General features: G+C 37.8%; 17 protein-coding genes. 12 read left to right on the top strand and 5 right to left on the bottom strand.

Annotated elements, in window-relative coordinates:
- Nucleotides 1–7: 7 nt before the first annotated feature.
- From A6E04_RS00655 to A6E04_RS00620, 8 genes are all read left to right on the top strand, one after another.
- On the top strand, nt 8–436 hold the full coding sequence (locus A6E04_RS00655) for a nuclear transport factor 2 family protein (RefSeq protein WP_065609365.1): 429 nt from the start codon (nt 8–10) through the stop codon (nt 434–436).
- On the top strand, nt 433–1,170 hold the full coding sequence (locus A6E04_RS00650) for an SDR family NAD(P)-dependent oxidoreductase (protein WP_017021432.1): 738 nt from the start codon (nt 433–435) through the stop codon (nt 1,168–1,170). The genes A6E04_RS00655 and A6E04_RS00650 overlap by 4 nt, the downstream gene beginning before the upstream one ends.
- The gene (locus A6E04_RS00645) at nt 1,170–2,447 is read left to right on the top strand and encodes an NAD(P)/FAD-dependent oxidoreductase (RefSeq protein ID WP_065609363.1); all 1,278 of its coding nucleotides are present in this window, start codon (nt 1,170–1,172) and stop codon (nt 2,445–2,447) included. The genes A6E04_RS00650 and A6E04_RS00645 overlap by 1 nt, the downstream gene beginning before the upstream one ends.
- A complete protein-coding gene (locus A6E04_RS00640; RefSeq protein WP_017021434.1) occupies nt 2,444–3,175 on the top strand; it encodes a DUF1365 domain-containing protein in 732 nt (243 codons plus the stop codon). The genes A6E04_RS00645 and A6E04_RS00640 overlap by 4 nt, the downstream gene beginning before the upstream one ends.
- A gap of 76 nt (nt 3,176–3,251) precedes the next feature.
- Entirely contained in the window at nt 3,252–4,454 is a 1,203-nt protein-coding gene (locus A6E04_RS00635; protein WP_422106844.1) for a class I SAM-dependent methyltransferase, read from the top strand.
- Between the two features lie 57 nt (nt 4,455–4,511).
- Nucleotides 4,512–5,045, top strand: coding sequence for a DUF2878 domain-containing protein (locus A6E04_RS00630; RefSeq protein WP_065609358.1), 534 nt, complete (start codon nt 4,512–4,514; stop codon nt 5,043–5,045).
- Nucleotides 5,029–5,535: a chalcone isomerase family protein gene (locus A6E04_RS00625; RefSeq protein ID WP_065609356.1), complete on the top strand. Its 507-nt coding sequence runs from the start codon at nt 5,029–5,031 to the stop codon at nt 5,533–5,535. Before A6E04_RS00630 ends, A6E04_RS00625 begins: the two co-directional genes overlap by 17 nt.
- A complete protein-coding gene (locus A6E04_RS00620) occupies nt 5,532–6,050 on the top strand; it encodes a DUF3833 domain-containing protein (RefSeq protein WP_065609354.1) in 519 nt (172 codons plus the stop codon). Before A6E04_RS00625 ends, A6E04_RS00620 begins: the two co-directional genes overlap by 4 nt.
- Before the next feature lie 50 nt (nt 6,051–6,100).
- Here the strand turns inward: A6E04_RS00620 and A6E04_RS00615 are convergent, their stop codons facing one another.
- Nucleotides 6,101–7,039 carry a ChaN family lipoprotein gene (locus A6E04_RS00615; RefSeq protein ID WP_065609352.1) on the bottom strand — a complete coding sequence of 313 codons (939 nt, stop codon included), beginning with the start codon at nt 7,037–7,039 and terminating at the stop codon, nt 6,101–6,103.
- A gap of 179 nt (nt 7,040–7,218) precedes the next feature.
- Between A6E04_RS00615 and A6E04_RS21240 the strand changes: the two genes are divergently transcribed.
- Complete coding sequence (locus tag A6E04_RS21240; RefSeq protein WP_175365403.1) at nt 7,219–7,356, top strand: hypothetical protein; 138 nt, start codon at nt 7,219–7,221, stop codon at nt 7,354–7,356.
- Between the two features lie 20 nt (nt 7,357–7,376).
- On the opposite strand, the gene A6E04_RS00610 is transcribed toward A6E04_RS21240, so the two are convergent.
- The 3 genes from A6E04_RS00610 to A6E04_RS00600 are packed head-to-tail and all read right to left on the bottom strand — an operon-like array spanning nt 7,377 to nt 11,670.
- Entirely contained in the window at nt 7,377–9,245 is a 1,869-nt protein-coding gene (locus A6E04_RS00610) for an alkaline phosphatase D family protein (RefSeq protein WP_065609351.1), read from the bottom strand.
- A 51-nt stretch (nt 9,246–9,296) separates the two neighbouring features.
- Nucleotides 9,297–10,736, bottom strand: coding sequence for a deoxyribodipyrimidine photo-lyase (gene phrB, locus A6E04_RS00605; RefSeq protein WP_065609349.1), 1,440 nt, complete (start codon nt 10,734–10,736; stop codon nt 9,297–9,299).
- Nucleotides 10,726–11,670 (bottom strand): YbgA family protein, encoded by a 945-nt coding sequence (locus tag A6E04_RS00600; protein ID WP_017021443.1) that lies wholly within the window; start codon nt 11,668–11,670, stop codon nt 10,726–10,728. Before A6E04_RS00600 ends, phrB begins: the two co-directional genes overlap by 11 nt.
- Before the next feature lie 148 nt (nt 11,671–11,818).
- Between A6E04_RS00600 and tyrR the strand changes: the two genes are divergently transcribed.
- From tyrR to A6E04_RS00585, 3 genes are all read left to right on the top strand, one after another.
- Nucleotides 11,819–13,366 (top strand): transcriptional regulator TyrR, encoded by a 1,548-nt coding sequence (tyrR, locus tag A6E04_RS00595; RefSeq protein WP_012552138.1) that lies wholly within the window; start codon nt 11,819–11,821, stop codon nt 13,364–13,366.
- 11 nt (nt 13,367–13,377) lie between these two features.
- Nucleotides 13,378–13,935, top strand: a complete 558-nt coding sequence (gene rimJ / locus A6E04_RS00590; protein WP_065609939.1) for a ribosomal protein S5-alanine N-acetyltransferase — start codon at nt 13,378–13,380, stop codon at nt 13,933–13,935.
- Between the two features lie 131 nt (nt 13,936–14,066).
- Nucleotides 14,067–14,273 carry a hypothetical protein gene (locus tag A6E04_RS00585; protein ID WP_012552136.1) on the top strand — a complete coding sequence of 69 codons (207 nt, stop codon included), beginning with the start codon at nt 14,067–14,069 and terminating at the stop codon, nt 14,271–14,273.
- A 72-nt stretch (nt 14,274–14,345) separates the two neighbouring features.
- Here the strand turns inward: A6E04_RS00585 and bioA are convergent, their stop codons facing one another.
- Nucleotides 14,346–15,614: an adenosylmethionine--8-amino-7-oxononanoate transaminase gene (gene bioA, locus A6E04_RS00580; RefSeq protein ID WP_026025404.1), complete on the bottom strand. Its 1,269-nt coding sequence runs from the start codon at nt 15,612–15,614 to the stop codon at nt 14,346–14,348.
- Nucleotides 15,615–15,695: the final 81 nt, after the last annotated feature.

The raw sequence follows: 15,695 nt of genomic DNA, 5'->3' as shown, positions 1-15,695 counted from the left end.
TATCATCATGAAGCACAGTCATTTTGTTACTACATTCATTTCCCTTTATGGTGAGTTAAACCATTCTACTTTATTTCGCCTCCCCGAAATTTATTCTGATGATATTCAGTTCATCGACGCAGTACATCATCTAAATGGTCTATCGCAATTGACTGACTATTTCGAACATTTGTATGCCAATATCTTAGAGTGTAAATTTCATATTCACCAGGTCATTGAAAGTGATAATGAGGCCAGTCTTTTTTGGACTATGGAATACAGCCATCCTAAAATAAGTAAAGGTAAACGTATTTCAGTGGATGGGACATCTCACATAAAATTCAATGAAACGGTTTATTACCATCGTGATTATGTAGACATGGGGCAAATGCTGTACGAGCATTTGCCCGTAATTGGTTCTGCTGTGAAGTTTATTAAAAAGAGAATGGAATCATGAAGAGAATACTGATCACGGGAGCGACTTCTGGCATTGGTCTCTCTTTAACCGAAAAATACCTTGAGCAAGGGTACCAAGTGTATGCTTGTGGCCGAAACTTTTCGGCTTATGCTAATTCTGAACACTTAACGGTTTCAAAAGAAACAGGTAAGTTGATTGAAGTGGTGTTTGATCTTGATGACAGTGAATCAATTTTAACGGCATTTTCGGGTATTGAGATGCTTGATACGGTTATTTTAAATGCCGGTACGTGTGAGTACATTGATGATGCGATGAATTTTAACGCGGAATTGTTTGAACGAGTTATAAAAACTAATGTTATTTCAATTGGTTATTGCTTACAAGCATTGATACCTAAAATGAAGCGAGGAGGACATTTAGCGTTAATGGGATCAAGTGCTGCTTATGTTCCATTTCAACGAGCAGAAGCTTATGGATCAAGTAAGGCTGCGATTCATTATTTGGCTAAATCACTCCAGTTAGATATTTCTCCTGAGGTATTAACGATTAGCGTTATCGCCCCTGGATTTGTAAAAACACCACTGACAAATAAAAACGATTTTCCTATGCCAATGTTGCTCGAAGTAGATAAAGCGGCGGAACACATTATAACGGGCATAGATAAAAATAAAAAACACATTCATTTTCCATTTCCATTTACGAGTTTCTTAATTTTAATGGGGAGTCTCCCTGATCGTATTTGGCACTGGATCGCTTTAAGGATGAAACGATAATGAAAAAAATTGCAGTTGTTGGTACGGGTATTTCAGGCTTAGTTTGTGCACATTTATTATCACGAGAACACGATGTGACAGTATTTGAAGCAAACGATTATATTGGTGGTCACACCGCAACAAAACGAGTGAAAGCGGAAGGGAAAGAGTGGGATATTGATACTGGGTTTATTGTTTTTAATGACCGAACCTATCCCAACTTCATTGAACTATTAACTCAGCTTGGGCTGTCTGGGCAAGAAACAGAAATGAGTTTTAGTGTGAAGAACGTTATTTCAGGGCTTGAGTATAACGGTCATAATTTAAATACACTTTTTGCTCAGCGTTCTAATTTATTTAATACTAAATTTCTGTCATTGATCAGTGAGATTTTACGTTTTAATAAACAATGTAAAGAGTTATGGAATGAAGACCAAGGTGAGAATCATATTGAGCTTGATATTGATGGTTCGTTAGGGGATTTCCTATACAGCAATGATTACAGTAGTTACTTTGCCGATCATTACATATTACCGATGGGGGCTGCTATTTGGTCTTCAAGCTTGCAAGACATGAAAGCATTTCCGTTGCACTTCTTTATTCGATTCTTCCATAATCATGGCTTATTAGACATCGCAAATAGACCACAATGGTATGTCATTCCTAATGGATCTCATTCTTACATTGCACCTTTAATTGCATCGTTTAAAGATAATATTCATTTAAACAGTCCAGTGACAAGTGTTACTCGTCATATTAATGGCGTTACTCTTGAGATTAATCATCAAGATAAGTATGAATTTGATGATGTAGTATTGGCTTGTCATAGTGACCAATCTCAAGCGATGTTGAGTGATATTACCACCACAGAAAAAATGATATTAAGTAAATTAACGTATCAAGAAAATGAAGTGGTATTACATACTGATGAGAGTTTATTACCAATACAAAGACGTGCTTGGGCGGCGTGGAATTATCATCTAGATACTGCGAGCAAACATAACCCATCAAGTGTTACTTATAACATGAATATGTTGCAAGGGCTGGAAACACAAGAAACGACGTTTTGTGTGACGTTAAATAATTCTCCTTTGATCCATAAAGATAAAATATTAGGGGCGTATAAATACGATCATCCTGTATTTAATGCAGACACAATAGAAGCTCAAGCCCGTCGTAGAGAAATATGTGGTCATAATCATACACATTTTGCAGGAGCATATTGGTATAACGGGTTCCATGAAGATGGCGTAAAAAGTGCATTAGATGTTTGTCAGCGCTTTGGGATTAGCTTATGACCCATTCATGCCTCTATCAAGGCGATGTTAGACACAGACGGTTTCAAACTAAATTACACGACTTTAGTTACCGTATGTTTTTTGTCGCGTTAGATCTTGATGAGCTAGAAGAAACGCAACAAGTCGGGTGGTTTAAAAAAGGCGGTTTTGCGCCGCTTGCTTTTAATCGTTCCGATTATATAGGTTCAACTGACGAGCCATTAAAAAAATCAGTGAGAGATAAAGTGGTGGAGCTTGGTGGAGAGCTTAATGAAGGGCGAGTTTTATTCGTTGGTCAAGTTCGATGCTTTGGTTTTTATTTTAGTCCAATCAATCTTTATTATTGTTATAACGAATCAGAAGAGTTGACTGATTTATTAGCGGAAGTGAGTAATACCCCTTGGAATCAAACGCATTATTATTTGATTCAAATGGATTCAGATAAAGTTATAGATAAAACGTTTCATGTATCTCCTTTTCTTAATTTAGACATGAAATATCATTGGTTTGTAAAGGCACCGAATAAGCATTTATCTTTGCATTTAGAGAACAGAGGCTTAGGTATAGAGCAAGAAAAAATCTTTGATGCGACGATAGCAATGACACGCACCGAATTTAATTCAAAAAATATACGTCAACAAGTGATCTCTATTCCTCTGATGACCGTAAAAATAGTATGGGGCATTTATTGGCAAGCATTGAAATTACTAATAAAGCGAATTCCGTTTGTGCCGTACCCAAAGTTATAAGGAAAGAACAATGGATAGTAACCAAGTCGATACATCAACATTGAAAAACTCAACAGCCATTGATAATTACCCATCAATGCATTGGATTGATGGAATGGCACGTAAAATTCTTCTCGACTATTTAGGGCGAATGACTCAAGCGTCATTGACAATTAATGATGAAAAAGGACAAGTGATATTAGGTAATCCCTTGGCAACGCTACAAGCCGTTGTTGAAATTAATAATACAGAAGCGTATAGAAAAATTTTATTTGGCGGAGGGATTGGTGCAAGTGAAGCGTATGTTTCAGGGTGGTGGACAAGCCCAAACTTAACGAAAGTAATTCAAGTACTAGGGCGAGAGCAAGGCGTACTGGATAGAGTAGAAAGCAGCTTCAGCAAAGTGATTCAATTGTTTGATTTAATGAATCATAAACGCAATAAGAACACTGAGGAAGGTTCAAAAAAGAACATCTTAGCGCATTATGATTTAGGCAATGAGATGTATAAAACCTTTCTTGATAAGGAGATGCTGTATTCAAGTGCGATTTACCCACACGCTGATGCCAATTTAGAAGAAGCTCAACTGTTTAAGTTACAGACTATTTGTGAACGATTGGAATTAAAAGAAGGTGAAACGTTACTTGAGATAGGCACAGGATGGGGTGCATTAGCTATTTACGCTGCTCAACACTACGGAGTAAAAGTAACAACAACGACGATATCAGATGCTCAATTTGAATTTGCACAGCAGCGTGTAAAAGCATTGGGATTAGAAGATAAAATCACTTTGTTAAAGCAAGACTACCGAACACTTGAAGGGCAATACGATAAATTAGTCTCTATTGAAATGATAGAAGCGGTAGGGCATGAGTATTTAAGTACATTCTTTGATGTATGCAGTCGACATTTAAAACCTGAAGGTAAAATGTTAATACAAGCGATTACGATTTCAGACCAACGTTATGATCAATACAGAAAAAGTGTCGATTTTATTCAACGCTATATTTTCCCTGGTGGTTGTTTGCCTTCGGTTAGTGTAATGGCGAATAAAGTCGCTCAAAATACAGATATGGTGATCACATCTCTGCACGATATTGGGCTTGATTACGCTAAAACCTTACGCCATTGGTATGAGCGTTTTGATGATGCAAACGCTGAATTAAAACAAATGGGTTATGGCGACGATTTTATTCGCTTGTGGCAATTTTACCTTTGTTATTGTGAAGGTGGTTTTCTAGAACGTAAAATCAGTACGGTTCATTTAGTTGCCGCTAAACCTCAAAATGGTGTGGTTTAAGTGTTGATTTAAAATTCATTTATTATTGATTGCTAGTCGGTAAGTTAGGAGGCTCCCATGCTACGTTACTTCCCTTTAATCAATGCAGTATGGTTTCAGCTTGCGTGGTTTGCTGCGATTATTTATAAGCAGCAAGCCATTCCTTTTTTACTGGTTTCTATCATTCTTCATTTGCTTGTTTCGCCAAAAAGAAAAGTAGATATGCTGTTACTTATCTCCGTCGCCACTTTTGGTGTTATGAGTGATGTTTTACTGTCGTATTTTAATATATTCCTGTTCACTAATGACGTGCTTATTCCTTTTTGGCTTATTCTGCTATGGTGCCACTTTTCTTTTGCTATCAATCATAGCCTAGGTTGGTTATCTCGTATTCCTATGGTGTTCGTGGTGTTACTTGGAGCCATTGCCGGGCCTCTTAACTATCTTGCAGGCTATCGCTTAGGAGCGGTTGATTTTTATTATTCATATGAAATCACTTTATTTTCGGTAGGAGTGATCTGGGCCGTGAATCTGTGCGTATTTACTATTATCCAGAAACAACTCTCACAGCGTTTTGATAATAAAGGAATAGCCGATGTTCAAGTTAATTAAGGTATTGATGATTGCGGGACTGCTAATGACAAACAGTGTATTAGCATCACCATTAAGCGGCTTATCTAGCAGTGGTAAATCTGAGTTGTCGTGGTTTTTAATATCAGTGTATGAAGCGCAATTGTTTACCTCGTCGGGTAAATTTCAATATGGTGATTATCCTCAAGCGTTAGAAATTGAATACTACCGACATATATCAAAAGAAAATTTAATCAAAGCAACCAAAGATCAATGGGAAGATCAATCCATTAACCATCCTAAGATTGACGCGTGGCTTGTTGAATTAGAAACGGTATTTCCGGATGTTAAACCCCAAGATAAATTAGTGTTTACTATCGATAAAAATGGATCAAATCACTTTTATTTGAACGATAAACCCTTAGGTAATATCGCGAACCAAGACTTTTCACAATTATTTTTAGACATATGGGTTTCAGAGAAAACGACCTACCCAGATTTACGTCTTGAGTTGATAGGAGATAGAAAATGAAACGATTGAGTTTGCTTCTATTGAGTTTGTTTTTATTCGGCTGTTCGTCTCAAGACATCAGTGATTATGAAGAGGCTTCTCCTACCTTTTCAATGAAAACCTTTTTTGAAGGTGATTTAAAAGCAGAAGGTATAGTAAAAGACTTTAGCGGTACAGTGATAAGAACGTTTGTCGTTGATCTTCAAGCTCAATGGAATGGGAGCACATTAACGCTAGACGAGCAGTTTCTATTTAATGACGGCGAAGAACAAGATCGAACGTGGATTATTAAAGACCTAGGTAATAATTCATACACAGGAACTGCCGGTGATATTCTTGATACCGCCTATGGTAAAAGTGCAGGAAATGCCCTGAACTGGCAATACTCTATGATATTAAAGGTCGACGATTCACACTATGAAGTTGAGTTTGATGATTGGATTTATCAAATATCAGACAGTGTTGTTATCAATCAAACTGAAATTTATAAATGGGGTATACAAGTAGGTGAAGTGGTCTTGGTGATTAGAAAATAAGTCGTTCATACAAAGCCACCCCCTTATTGAGGTGGCTTGAAAGAGGGCAATTATTTACAAACTAATTCAGAATTTCTTCCTTTTAACTTTTTATAAGCAGCCATCATATTGTCTTTCTTAACAAAACGTTGTGGCGGCTCTAGCACAGACAGTTGATAATCCGTATTTTCATTAGTTATTGATGAAGTTGGAGTAATTACGACGACGTTTAAATTTGGATTTAGGCGTTTTATTTGTTCTGCAGTACCAAGTCCATTTTCAATATGAAATTTCCCCGCGATATGCATTACTTGAGCCCCCGAGTGTCGCTTCAGATATGTGACAATGCTTTCTGCCATTGTTGCATCCCACGTTATTTGTGACGCAAACTGTTTTTGAGTTTGGTCTTCATCACCATGATGCATTGATGCGAAAAATTTTGATTTATAAGGCGAATCTGATGTATCTACGTTATTTGCTACCCATGTTCTTTCAGTGTCATCAAGTTTATCAAGATAAGTAATACCTTGTTGTCCAATACATTTAACTATTGGTTTTGGGGCATTAGACGCAATAATGTCATGATCAGTGGCTTTTGCGAGTTCAACTAATGGGCGATAATCACTTTCATAATTAGGCCATGCATCGGCTTCTGACATTAACGTTTGTTCACCAATTTCTCCTGCTATATACGCATCAATTACAGGTTGTTTATTGCGACTAAATTGCTCCATAGAAAGGGCTAGTTTAGGGTTTTCGCTTGATAATTGTTTAAATAGGTCTGTTTGAAAGCGATGAACTGCAGCATGGGTATGCCATTCTCCAATTAAAATAACGTCAGCGTTGGTTATTTCACTTGGTAATTGAGATAAAGAGATCCCTTCTCCGTTTGGAGATAATAATTGGTAATCATAAAAACTAGTAACCGAAGACGTGTTGGATTGAATGCTTTGGCTACACCCGGATAAAAAAAACAAAGAAAGCGCAGAAATGAACGTAATAGATTTCATAGGAACAACTTAGTAAAGAACAGAAGAGTAGAATAGGGTAATTAAGGACTACTTTCAATCTTAATAGTAATCATTATCAATTGTAGTGTGAGATCGCTTAAAGAAATGACATGGGTGTAACACCAATGTCATTCACGTTATTGTATAATAGGTTTCAACGTACTTAAGTAAGGATATTTATGAGTGCTCAATACTTTGATGAAAAAAGTAGTTATGAAGAAATCGAGCTAGAATGGCTTGATGCAATGGAAATTGGTTTGTATTTTGATGATTCAATGCATTCTGAGAGTGATACTGAAATCACTCTCAACAATTAATTCTCACAGAGTAATTAACTCTAATCACTTGATTTAGGCAAAAAGGAAATAGATTCCCCTTCCGCGGTTAAAATCGAAATCTGTACCGGCTTGCCTTTGTCATCCAGCCTTAATTCCCCTATAGAACTCTTGTTGATCAATTTATCGTTATTGGTTACTGACGGATCTCGTTTTATTACGACTAAATTTTTACGTTTCGTAAACCAGTTTAATGGTGAATGTGGGCTATAAAGCACTCTATCCATAAAGTCACAGAAACGAAGCAACGTATTGGGAAATTCATTTTTAAACCCGCTACAGGTGATTTGATAGATATCAGGACTCGATTTACTGTGACGTAACTTGATGTCATAAGCAAAAGAGTAATGCACATCACCAGATAGAATAACAAAATTTTGAGGCGTTTTAGGATGAGTCAAAATACTTAATAAGGTATTTGCGGATCCTGGGTGAGCCATCCAGTTTTCTGCATCAATAACTAAAGGTTGCCCTAGAATGGTCATTGTTTTTTGTAAGGCTTCGATAAACTTCACACCAAAAATTGGTGCAGCAGAGACAATAATGATGGCCTCTTGCCCAATAAGTTCGTGCTGAAAATCTAACATCGCTTCCCAATCCATGAGGCCAGAGGGTTTATTGGCATTTGATTCTGAGCGCCAACGGCGGGTTCTTGTGTCCAATACTACGATTTTTGGAGTCGTAAGAATAGAGTAATGCCATTCCTCAAATCGAGTAAGTTGATGAATAATTTGTGTATGTTTTTTATGATCATAATGACTAAAGAGCTCACGAAAGCGATCAAGAAAATCCTCGTCGAATTGCTCTGGATTATTCCCCCATCCCTGACAAAGAAAGTACCCCATTAATCCATTACCAATTACCTGAGCGGCAAGAGGGTGACCATTAACGGCGTTTTCCCAGCCAATCGTTAAGTTCCAATCGTCAGTGATATCGTGATCATCAAAGATCATATAGGTGGGAATATGAGCAAACAATTGCTGAACGTCTTTAAGGCCTGAAACAAATTGCTCAATAATTTGTTTCTCTTTTTTCCAACACTGCTGCCATTTTTTATCGAGATTTGGCAGGGATTCAGGTAAAGAAACACAACCCCATAATGTCGGAGACCACACCAATAGGTACATGACAAAAAACTCAGAAAAGGTCATTAGATGGTTTTCGTGTTCGGTAGAGCTAAAAATTGGGCGAGATTTATATAAATTCCATCGAGAAAGGAAATTAGTATTATCGATATAATGAGGTAATATTTTATCGCGATAATAGAGATTATGCTCATGTGAATATAATGAAGATCCCGTTGGTATTGTTGAGTCCGGCAGTATTTCTTCAAATAAACCTAATTGAGGAATAATTTGTTGAATAGCGATTAACATTGGCCCTGCAACATCATCCGCATAGATTTGATCTCCACTCATCATCAATAAAGCGGCTCTTTCTTCTATTGCTTGTGTTTTTAGTTGTTGGTTTGCAATAACTAAACTGTCTTTACTTGGGTAATGAGGGTTGCGGCAAGACCCATGCAGTACATAATCGGCTTTGTCTTTGATGATGAAAGAAAATGTTGTTTCGTTTGGATATAAGGCATGAGGCAACAAACTCGATAATGAGCCATGTTGAGTCGTTATGTCGTAATAAAGCGCTTGGTTTACAGGAAAACTTTCTTTGCATTGCAGTAGGTAAACCCAAGCATTCTGGCCAATGTTAATGCCTTGTTCGTCTGTGATGATGAACTGGTGTGAGTGCAACCCGCATTGAATTGTTGTATGTCCTTCAAGACGCTCAGAGGTTGTGAGCCATAGGTTCACTTCTGTTGGGCTTGATTTTCTAACAATAGGGCCAGCAAGAATTAAGGGTAAGATAATAGGCATCAATTAATACAACGTTGAATAATGGATGTCTATTATCATACGTGAGCGGCCTTAACTTGCAACATCCTGTATTTTAGCTTGTTTGTATAGCTCCAGTGTTTTAAGTCGTTGTACTGAATGATCAACAATGGGATCCACATAATTATCTGGTTTCAACAGTGTCTTCACACTGGGTTGATGGATCTGTTTTCCTAAGAGAGCGGTTAAGTTAGGTAACCAGTATTTAATGAAAACGCCATTATTATCAAAGCGTTCACTTTGTGTTGTGGGATTAAAAATACGAAAATAAGGTGAGCTGTCACAACCTACCGAAGCACACCATTGCCAACCTCCATTATTTGATGCAAAGTCACCATCAATGAGTGTAGACATAAAATATTGTTCTCCCCAGCGCCAATCAATGTGTAAATCTTTTACTAAAAAACTTGCGGTGATCATGCGTAATCGATTATGCATCCAACCGGTGGTATTCAGTTGTTTCATCGCGGCATCGACAATAGGGTAGCCAGTTTCACCATTACACCATTGTTCAAACTGATCTTGTTTATTATTCCACTGAATGTGTTTTTCAAAATCAAGGAACGCGTGGTTCTTCGATAAGCTAGGAAAAAAATAGAGTAAGTGGGTGTAAAATTCTCGCCAAATTAACTCATCAAGCCAAATTTCTTGACCTTGTGAGAGTTGATGATTGGCTTCTAAGTGCAAACGTAAAATACATTGTTTTGCTGAAAGTGCACCAATAGCAAGATAAGGCGATATTTGACTCGTACCATTGATGGCTGGGTAATCACGCTGATCATGATAATCTTGCGATTTCTCTCGGCAAAATAGACGCATTTTTTTAAGTATCGCAGTATTCGAAACTGGCCACACTTTGCTTTCATTATTCATCGATGAGGTAAATTTGCTATCTAAATAAGGTGTTAATGTATTTAACTGTTGTTCAGACAGTGGAACCGAAGGAATGACTTTTTCTATGGTTGGGAAGTGCTGATAAAAATACGCTCGCCATGCTTTTTTAAAGGGGGTGAATACTTTATAAGGTTTCTGGGTTTTATTTATTATTTTACCAACCGTGACGGCGCACTTTGCATTATAGAAGTGGCTCTCAATATTCGTTAACTGTGATCTTACATCGGCATCTCGGGCTAATTCATCGGCTTCGTATTCTTTATTCGCAAACAGATGAGTAATATCGAGATCGTTGCAGAGCATTGTAAGTTGCTCTGAGGTATTTTTGAACCACGGGCAAGACACTATAATTAATGGGACGTTTATTTCTTGCAGCTCTTTTTCTAACTCAAGTAAACGTCTTTTGATTAAATCAATTTGAATAGAAGATTTATGGTGTTTTTTCCATTGCGCTTCACTAACGACATAAAGAGCAATGGTTGGTTCTTGATTGGCAAGGGCTGCCGATAACGCAGGGTTATCAGCAATTCTTAAATCAGTTCTAAACCAAACACATTGTGTCGTTGGTTTATAATCCATAGCGTAATCTCAATTCTTGAGGGTATGGATTCAGGAATGATTGTTTGGCTAAATATTCGTTAGTATGTATTCCTAAATGGTGTTTAATTAAGGTTATCGGAGACAATAGAGGCAGTAATCCTTGATTGTATTCTTGAATCACAAGGGCTAATTCTTTTTTCTGTGGTGATTCTAGTTCTTTTTTGAAATACCCTTGTAGGTGCATTAATACGTTTGTATTGTTTTTGCGTGACGCACGAATCGACATGGTTTGCATCAATTGAGTACGATAAATAGCAAAGAACTCGTGGATGTCATAATCCGCGACTTTAGCGACTAACTTACCGAGTTCTTTGTAACCTACGGTTGAATGAGACATTAAGGTGTATTTATAGCGGGAATGAAACGCAATGATTTTCCCAGGTGTTGGGCTGCCATCCATCGATTTATATAAATCATTTAAGCAAAACACACGAGTAATGAAGTTTTCTTTTAATACAGGATCAGAGAGTCGTCCATCTTCTTCTACGGGTAACCAAGGCATCTCTTTCATTAATATTTGAGTATAAAGACCTACGCCATTTTTAGTCGCACTATTTTTACTATAAACTTTGACACGCTCCATGCCACAGCTTGGAGAATTAGCGCAGACAATGTAACCACACATTTCGGTTTCTTTTAATCGATTAACGGTTTTCTGTGAGAATTCGATCATTGAATCGGTGTAGTCAAGTGATGCATTCTTTGAATCGACTAGGGCGATACGCTCTTCGTTAGTAACAAGACGTATGGTTGGTCTAGGAACTGACATTCCACTGCCGACTTCAGGGCAGATTGGAACATAAGTGAAATAAGGGGCAAGCACTTTAGAGGCAAACTTATTACTTTTGTGCCCGCCATCAAAACGAACACTTTCACCATTGACGCATGAACTTATACCAACTTGAATATCCACGATTTACACTCCATTGCTTATTTTTATTATATGTAGTTAATTAAACGAATTAACTCTCCATTTGGATCACTTCAGCTTGACTCTTTTTTTTTACTCACGCAAACTGCCTGTAAACATATTGTGACACCTCTCTTATTAAGGATTGTTTGTGCGTCTTGAAGTACAGTGTAAAGATCGATTAGGTCTAACCCGTGAGTTACTTGATATTCTTGCTTCTCAGAGTATTGATTTACGAGATATCGAGATTGATAAATCGGGCTTAATTTACCTTAACTTTCCTGAAGTTGACTTTGAAGAGTTTAGTCTATTAATGGCAAAAATTCGACGAATCGATGGGGTTATTGATGTAAGAAAAATTCAATTCTTACCGAGTGAACGTCGTAATACCGAATTGCTCGCGGTATTGAGTACATTACCAGACCCTGTTTTTTCGATTAATTTAAAAGGTAAAATTGACACGGTAAATCACGCGGTAATGTCATTGTTTAAATTAGAAAGAGAGGCGTTAATCGCTCAACCAGCGACGGTTCTTGTTCCTGATTTTAATGTCATGCTTTGGTTGGAAGAGTCGCGTATTCGTCAACGTGAATCAATGAAAGTTGATGGTGTTGCTTACGTGATGGAAATTATGCCGGTATACATTACGAATGACAGTAATGCATCGATACTGGTAAGCGCGGTGGTAATCATTAAGCCCGCAGTAGAATCACAGCACGCAAGACCTTTTATCCCTGAATCGTCTAATTTGGGTTTTGAGCATTTTGTCGGCTCATCGACTAAATACAAAAAATTGATTTCTCAAGCGAAAAAACTGTCCGATATTGATCAATCTTTGCTTATTCAAGGAGAGACGGGAACGGGCAAAGAAATGCTAGCACGTGCTTGTCATAATGCTTCTATTCGTTCGGGTAAGGCATTTATGGTAGTTAACTGTGCAGCCATGCCTGATGACGTTGCAGAGACTGAATTATTTGGTTATGCCCCTGGTGCGTTTCCGAATATGCCAGAAGGAAAGAAAGGGATTATTGAACAAGCCGATGGCGGAACCGTTTTCTTTGATGAAATCAGTGAAATGAGCCCTCTATTACAGATTAAGTTATTACGTTTCATCCAAGATGGTAATTTTCGTCGTGTTGGAGAAGAGAAAGAAATTCACGTTGATGTAGGCATTATTGGCGCGAGTAAGAAAGAACTTCTAGACTTAGTAGAACAAGGCATATTCCGAGAAGACCTTTATTATCGATTGAACGTGTTGTTTTTAGAGATCCCGCCATTGCGTGAGCGCCCATCAGATGTTGCTACGTTATTTGAGTTTTTTGTTGCTCAATTATGCAAAGAGTTAGGTATCGTTAAACCGTCGATATCGGAAGATGTTTATGAGTATTTACGCAGTTATTCGTGGCCTGGAAATGTGAGACAGCTGAAAAGTGCAACCTTAAAAGCCCTAACTCAGATGGACCGAAATCAGTTGAATATTTCTCATTTCATGTTGCCTAATATGGATAAAAATAGTACGAATATGATGAATCTCAATATAGATGGTACGTTGGATGAAATCATGAAGACCTATGAATCTACTATTTTATCAAGTTTGTATAGTGACTTTCCATCGAGCAGAAAACTCGCTAAACGTCTGGGTGTTTCTCATACTGCAATTGCGAATAAATTACGTGATTATGGTATCGGTAAGAAGTAGGGATGAACAATATGGATGTACATTTTGATTTTGACCATTACCAAGTTCGTTTGATTAAAAGCAGTGATGCCGTAATGATTGCTAATTATTTTATGCGTAATCGTCATCACCTAGGGCCGTGGGAGCCAAAGCGTGCGAACGCTTTTTTTACTGCAGAGGGCTGGAAGCAACGTTTGCTGCAACTTGTTGAACTGCATAAACATAATTTGGCGTTCTATTTTGTGATCTTTGATAATCAAGAAAAGAGAATCATTGGTACGGTGAGCTACAGCAATATTACTCGATTTCCATTCTATGCAACGAATGTAGGCTATTCGCTAGATGAAAATGAACAAGGCAATGGAATCATGCAACGCGCCGTAGAAAAAACCATTCATTGGATGTTTACGGTTCAGAATCTTCATCGAATCATGGCTGCTTATATTCCCCGTAACAATAAAAGCGGTAATGTATTATCTAAACTTGGCTTTGTAAAAGAAGGTGAAGCGAAAGCTTATTTATACATCAATGGTGGGTGGGAAGATCATATTCTTACCTCAAAAACCAATGAACACTGGAAGCCTGATTAGATTGTGCATTGTTGATTTCTCAGAATGAATAATTGGTATAGGAATAATGAACGAAAGATAAACAGAGCGCTAAGTGTTTGTTATACTCAGTTTGTTATTGAATAAAATTAATAAATAGAAAGGATTTTTAAATGTTAAAGTTCATTAAGTTTTTACAGTTGTTGATTTTGGGTGTGGTGGGTGCGTTTGTTATCCAATCAACCGTATTACATGGTATTGGCATTTTTTCTGAGCGTTATGTGATCATGAGTTTACTACTTATGGCTCTACTTCAATTGGCTATCTTCATTATCTATAAGTTAGTAGAAGATGATTTCACCAATGAACCGAAAAAATAGCGCGAATTACGGCTAAAAATAAAAACCGATGACCTAATATGGCATCGGTTTTTTTGTGTCTGTCGTTGGAAATCAGAATAATTCGGTTAATGCGCTATCAATGGCGTTAACTAATTTTGTGATGTGCTCAGGCTCTGAAATAAACGGAGGCATCATATAAATAAGTTTACCAAATGGTCGGATCCAAACCCCTTGGTCAACAAAGTGCGCTTGTATTTTTTCCATTTCGACTGGTGTTGTTAATTCGACAACCCCGATTGCCCCTAACCAGCGAACATCAGCAACGACATCGTGTTTTTTTAGTGTAGGCAATAGCTCTGCAAAACAGGTTTCAATTTGTTTAGTTTGAGTTTGCCAGCGGTTTTGTTTAATTATCTCTAGACTTGCATTAGCAACGGCACAGGCTAGCGGATTCCCCATAAATGTAGGGCCATGCATAAAGCAACCTGCGTCTCCTCCACATACGGTATCTGCCACAATTTTACTGGTTAAGGTCGCAGAGAGTGTCATATAACCCCCTGTTAATGCTTTACCAATACACATAATATCAGGTTCAATATCTGCATGTTCACAAGCAAATAACTTACCTGTTCGACCAAATCCCGTCGCAATTTCATCCAAAATCAGTAGTAATCCATAATGATCACATAAGCGACGAACTTCTTTTAGATATTGAGGATGGTATAAACGCATTCCACCAGCACCTTGGACGATAGGTTCAAGGATCATCGCTGCAATGTCGTTATGATGTTCAGCTAACATTGTTTCTAAAGAAATAATGTCACTAGGGTTCCATTCTTCGCCAAACTTACTTGTCGGTGAATCAACAAATAGGTGCTCAGGAAGAAAGCCCTTATACAAACCATGCATAGAGTTATCAGGGTCAGTAACGGACATTGCTGCAAATGTATCACCATGGTAACCGTGACGAACGGTTATGAATTTAGAGCGAGGCTGTCCTTTTGCATGCCAATATTGCAGTGCCATCTTTAAGCTTACTTCCACCGCAACAGAGCCTGAATCGGCTAAGAAGACTTGCTCTAATCGAGAGGGGCTTAACTCGACTAATTTTTTACATAAATCAACCGCTGGCTGGTGAGTAATACCGCCAAACATAACATGTGCCATTTTATCGGTTTGAGCTTTCAATGCTTGATTAAGATGTGGGTGGGAGTAGCCATGAATAGCTGACCACCAAGAAGACATGCCATCGACCAATTCTCGCCCATCTTCTAAATAGAGGTTAACCCCGTACGCGTGAGTGACAGGGTAACAAGAAAGAGGGTTCAAGGTAGAAGTATATGGATGCCAAATGTGCTGACGGTCAAAATCCAAATCGATACTATTGCTCATTAATTCACCACTTGTAAACTTTATGCTTTCATTTAGGTTGACAGTGTATCGTTTAACCGTAGACTAGCC

This window comes from Aliivibrio logei, assembly GCF_001691055.1.
GTDB lineage: Bacteria > Pseudomonadota > Gammaproteobacteria > Enterobacterales > Vibrionaceae > Aliivibrio > Aliivibrio salmonicida.
This window is presented reverse-complemented; position numbering and strand designations above follow the sequence as displayed.

Excerpts from the sequence above, each read along its gene's own strand:
- A6E04_RS00610 (WP_065609351.1), bottom strand. The coding sequence starts at position 9,245 with ATGCCTATTATCTTACCCTTAATTCTTGCTGGCCCTATTGTTAGAAAA.
- A6E04_RS00650 (WP_017021432.1), top strand. The coding sequence starts at position 433 with ATGAAGAGAATACTGATCACGGGAGCGACTTCTGGCATTGGTCTCTCT.
- A6E04_RS00620 (WP_065609354.1), top strand. The coding sequence starts at position 5,532 with ATGAAACGATTGAGTTTGCTTCTATTGAGTTTGTTTTTATTCGGCTGT.
- A6E04_RS00635 (WP_422106844.1), top strand. The coding sequence starts at position 3,252 with ATGCATTGGATTGATGGAATGGCACGTAAAATTCTTCTCGACTATTTA.
- A6E04_RS00630 (WP_065609358.1), top strand. The coding sequence starts at position 4,512 with ATGCTACGTTACTTCCCTTTAATCAATGCAGTATGGTTTCAGCTTGCG.
- A6E04_RS00585 (WP_012552136.1), top strand. The coding sequence starts at position 14,067 with ATGTTAAAGTTCATTAAGTTTTTACAGTTGTTGATTTTGGGTGTGGTG.
- A6E04_RS00655 (WP_065609365.1), top strand. The coding sequence starts at position 8 with ATGAAGCACAGTCATTTTGTTACTACATTCATTTCCCTTTATGGTGAG.
- phrB (WP_065609349.1), bottom strand. The coding sequence starts at position 10,736 with ATGGATTATAAACCAACGACACAATGTGTTTGGTTTAGAACTGATTTA.
- A6E04_RS00640 (WP_017021434.1), top strand. The coding sequence starts at position 2,444 with ATGACCCATTCATGCCTCTATCAAGGCGATGTTAGACACAGACGGTTT.
- A6E04_RS00645 (WP_065609363.1), top strand. The coding sequence starts at position 1,170 with ATGAAAAAAATTGCAGTTGTTGGTACGGGTATTTCAGGCTTAGTTTGT.
- A6E04_RS00615 (WP_065609352.1), bottom strand. The coding sequence starts at position 7,039 with ATGAAATCTATTACGTTCATTTCTGCGCTTTCTTTGTTTTTTTTATCC.
- rimJ (WP_065609939.1), top strand. The coding sequence starts at position 13,378 with ATGGATGTACATTTTGATTTTGACCATTACCAAGTTCGTTTGATTAAA.
- A6E04_RS21240 (WP_175365403.1), top strand. The coding sequence starts at position 7,219 with ATGAGTGCTCAATACTTTGATGAAAAAAGTAGTTATGAAGAAATCGAG.
- A6E04_RS00625 (WP_065609356.1), top strand. The coding sequence starts at position 5,029 with ATGTTCAAGTTAATTAAGGTATTGATGATTGCGGGACTGCTAATGACA.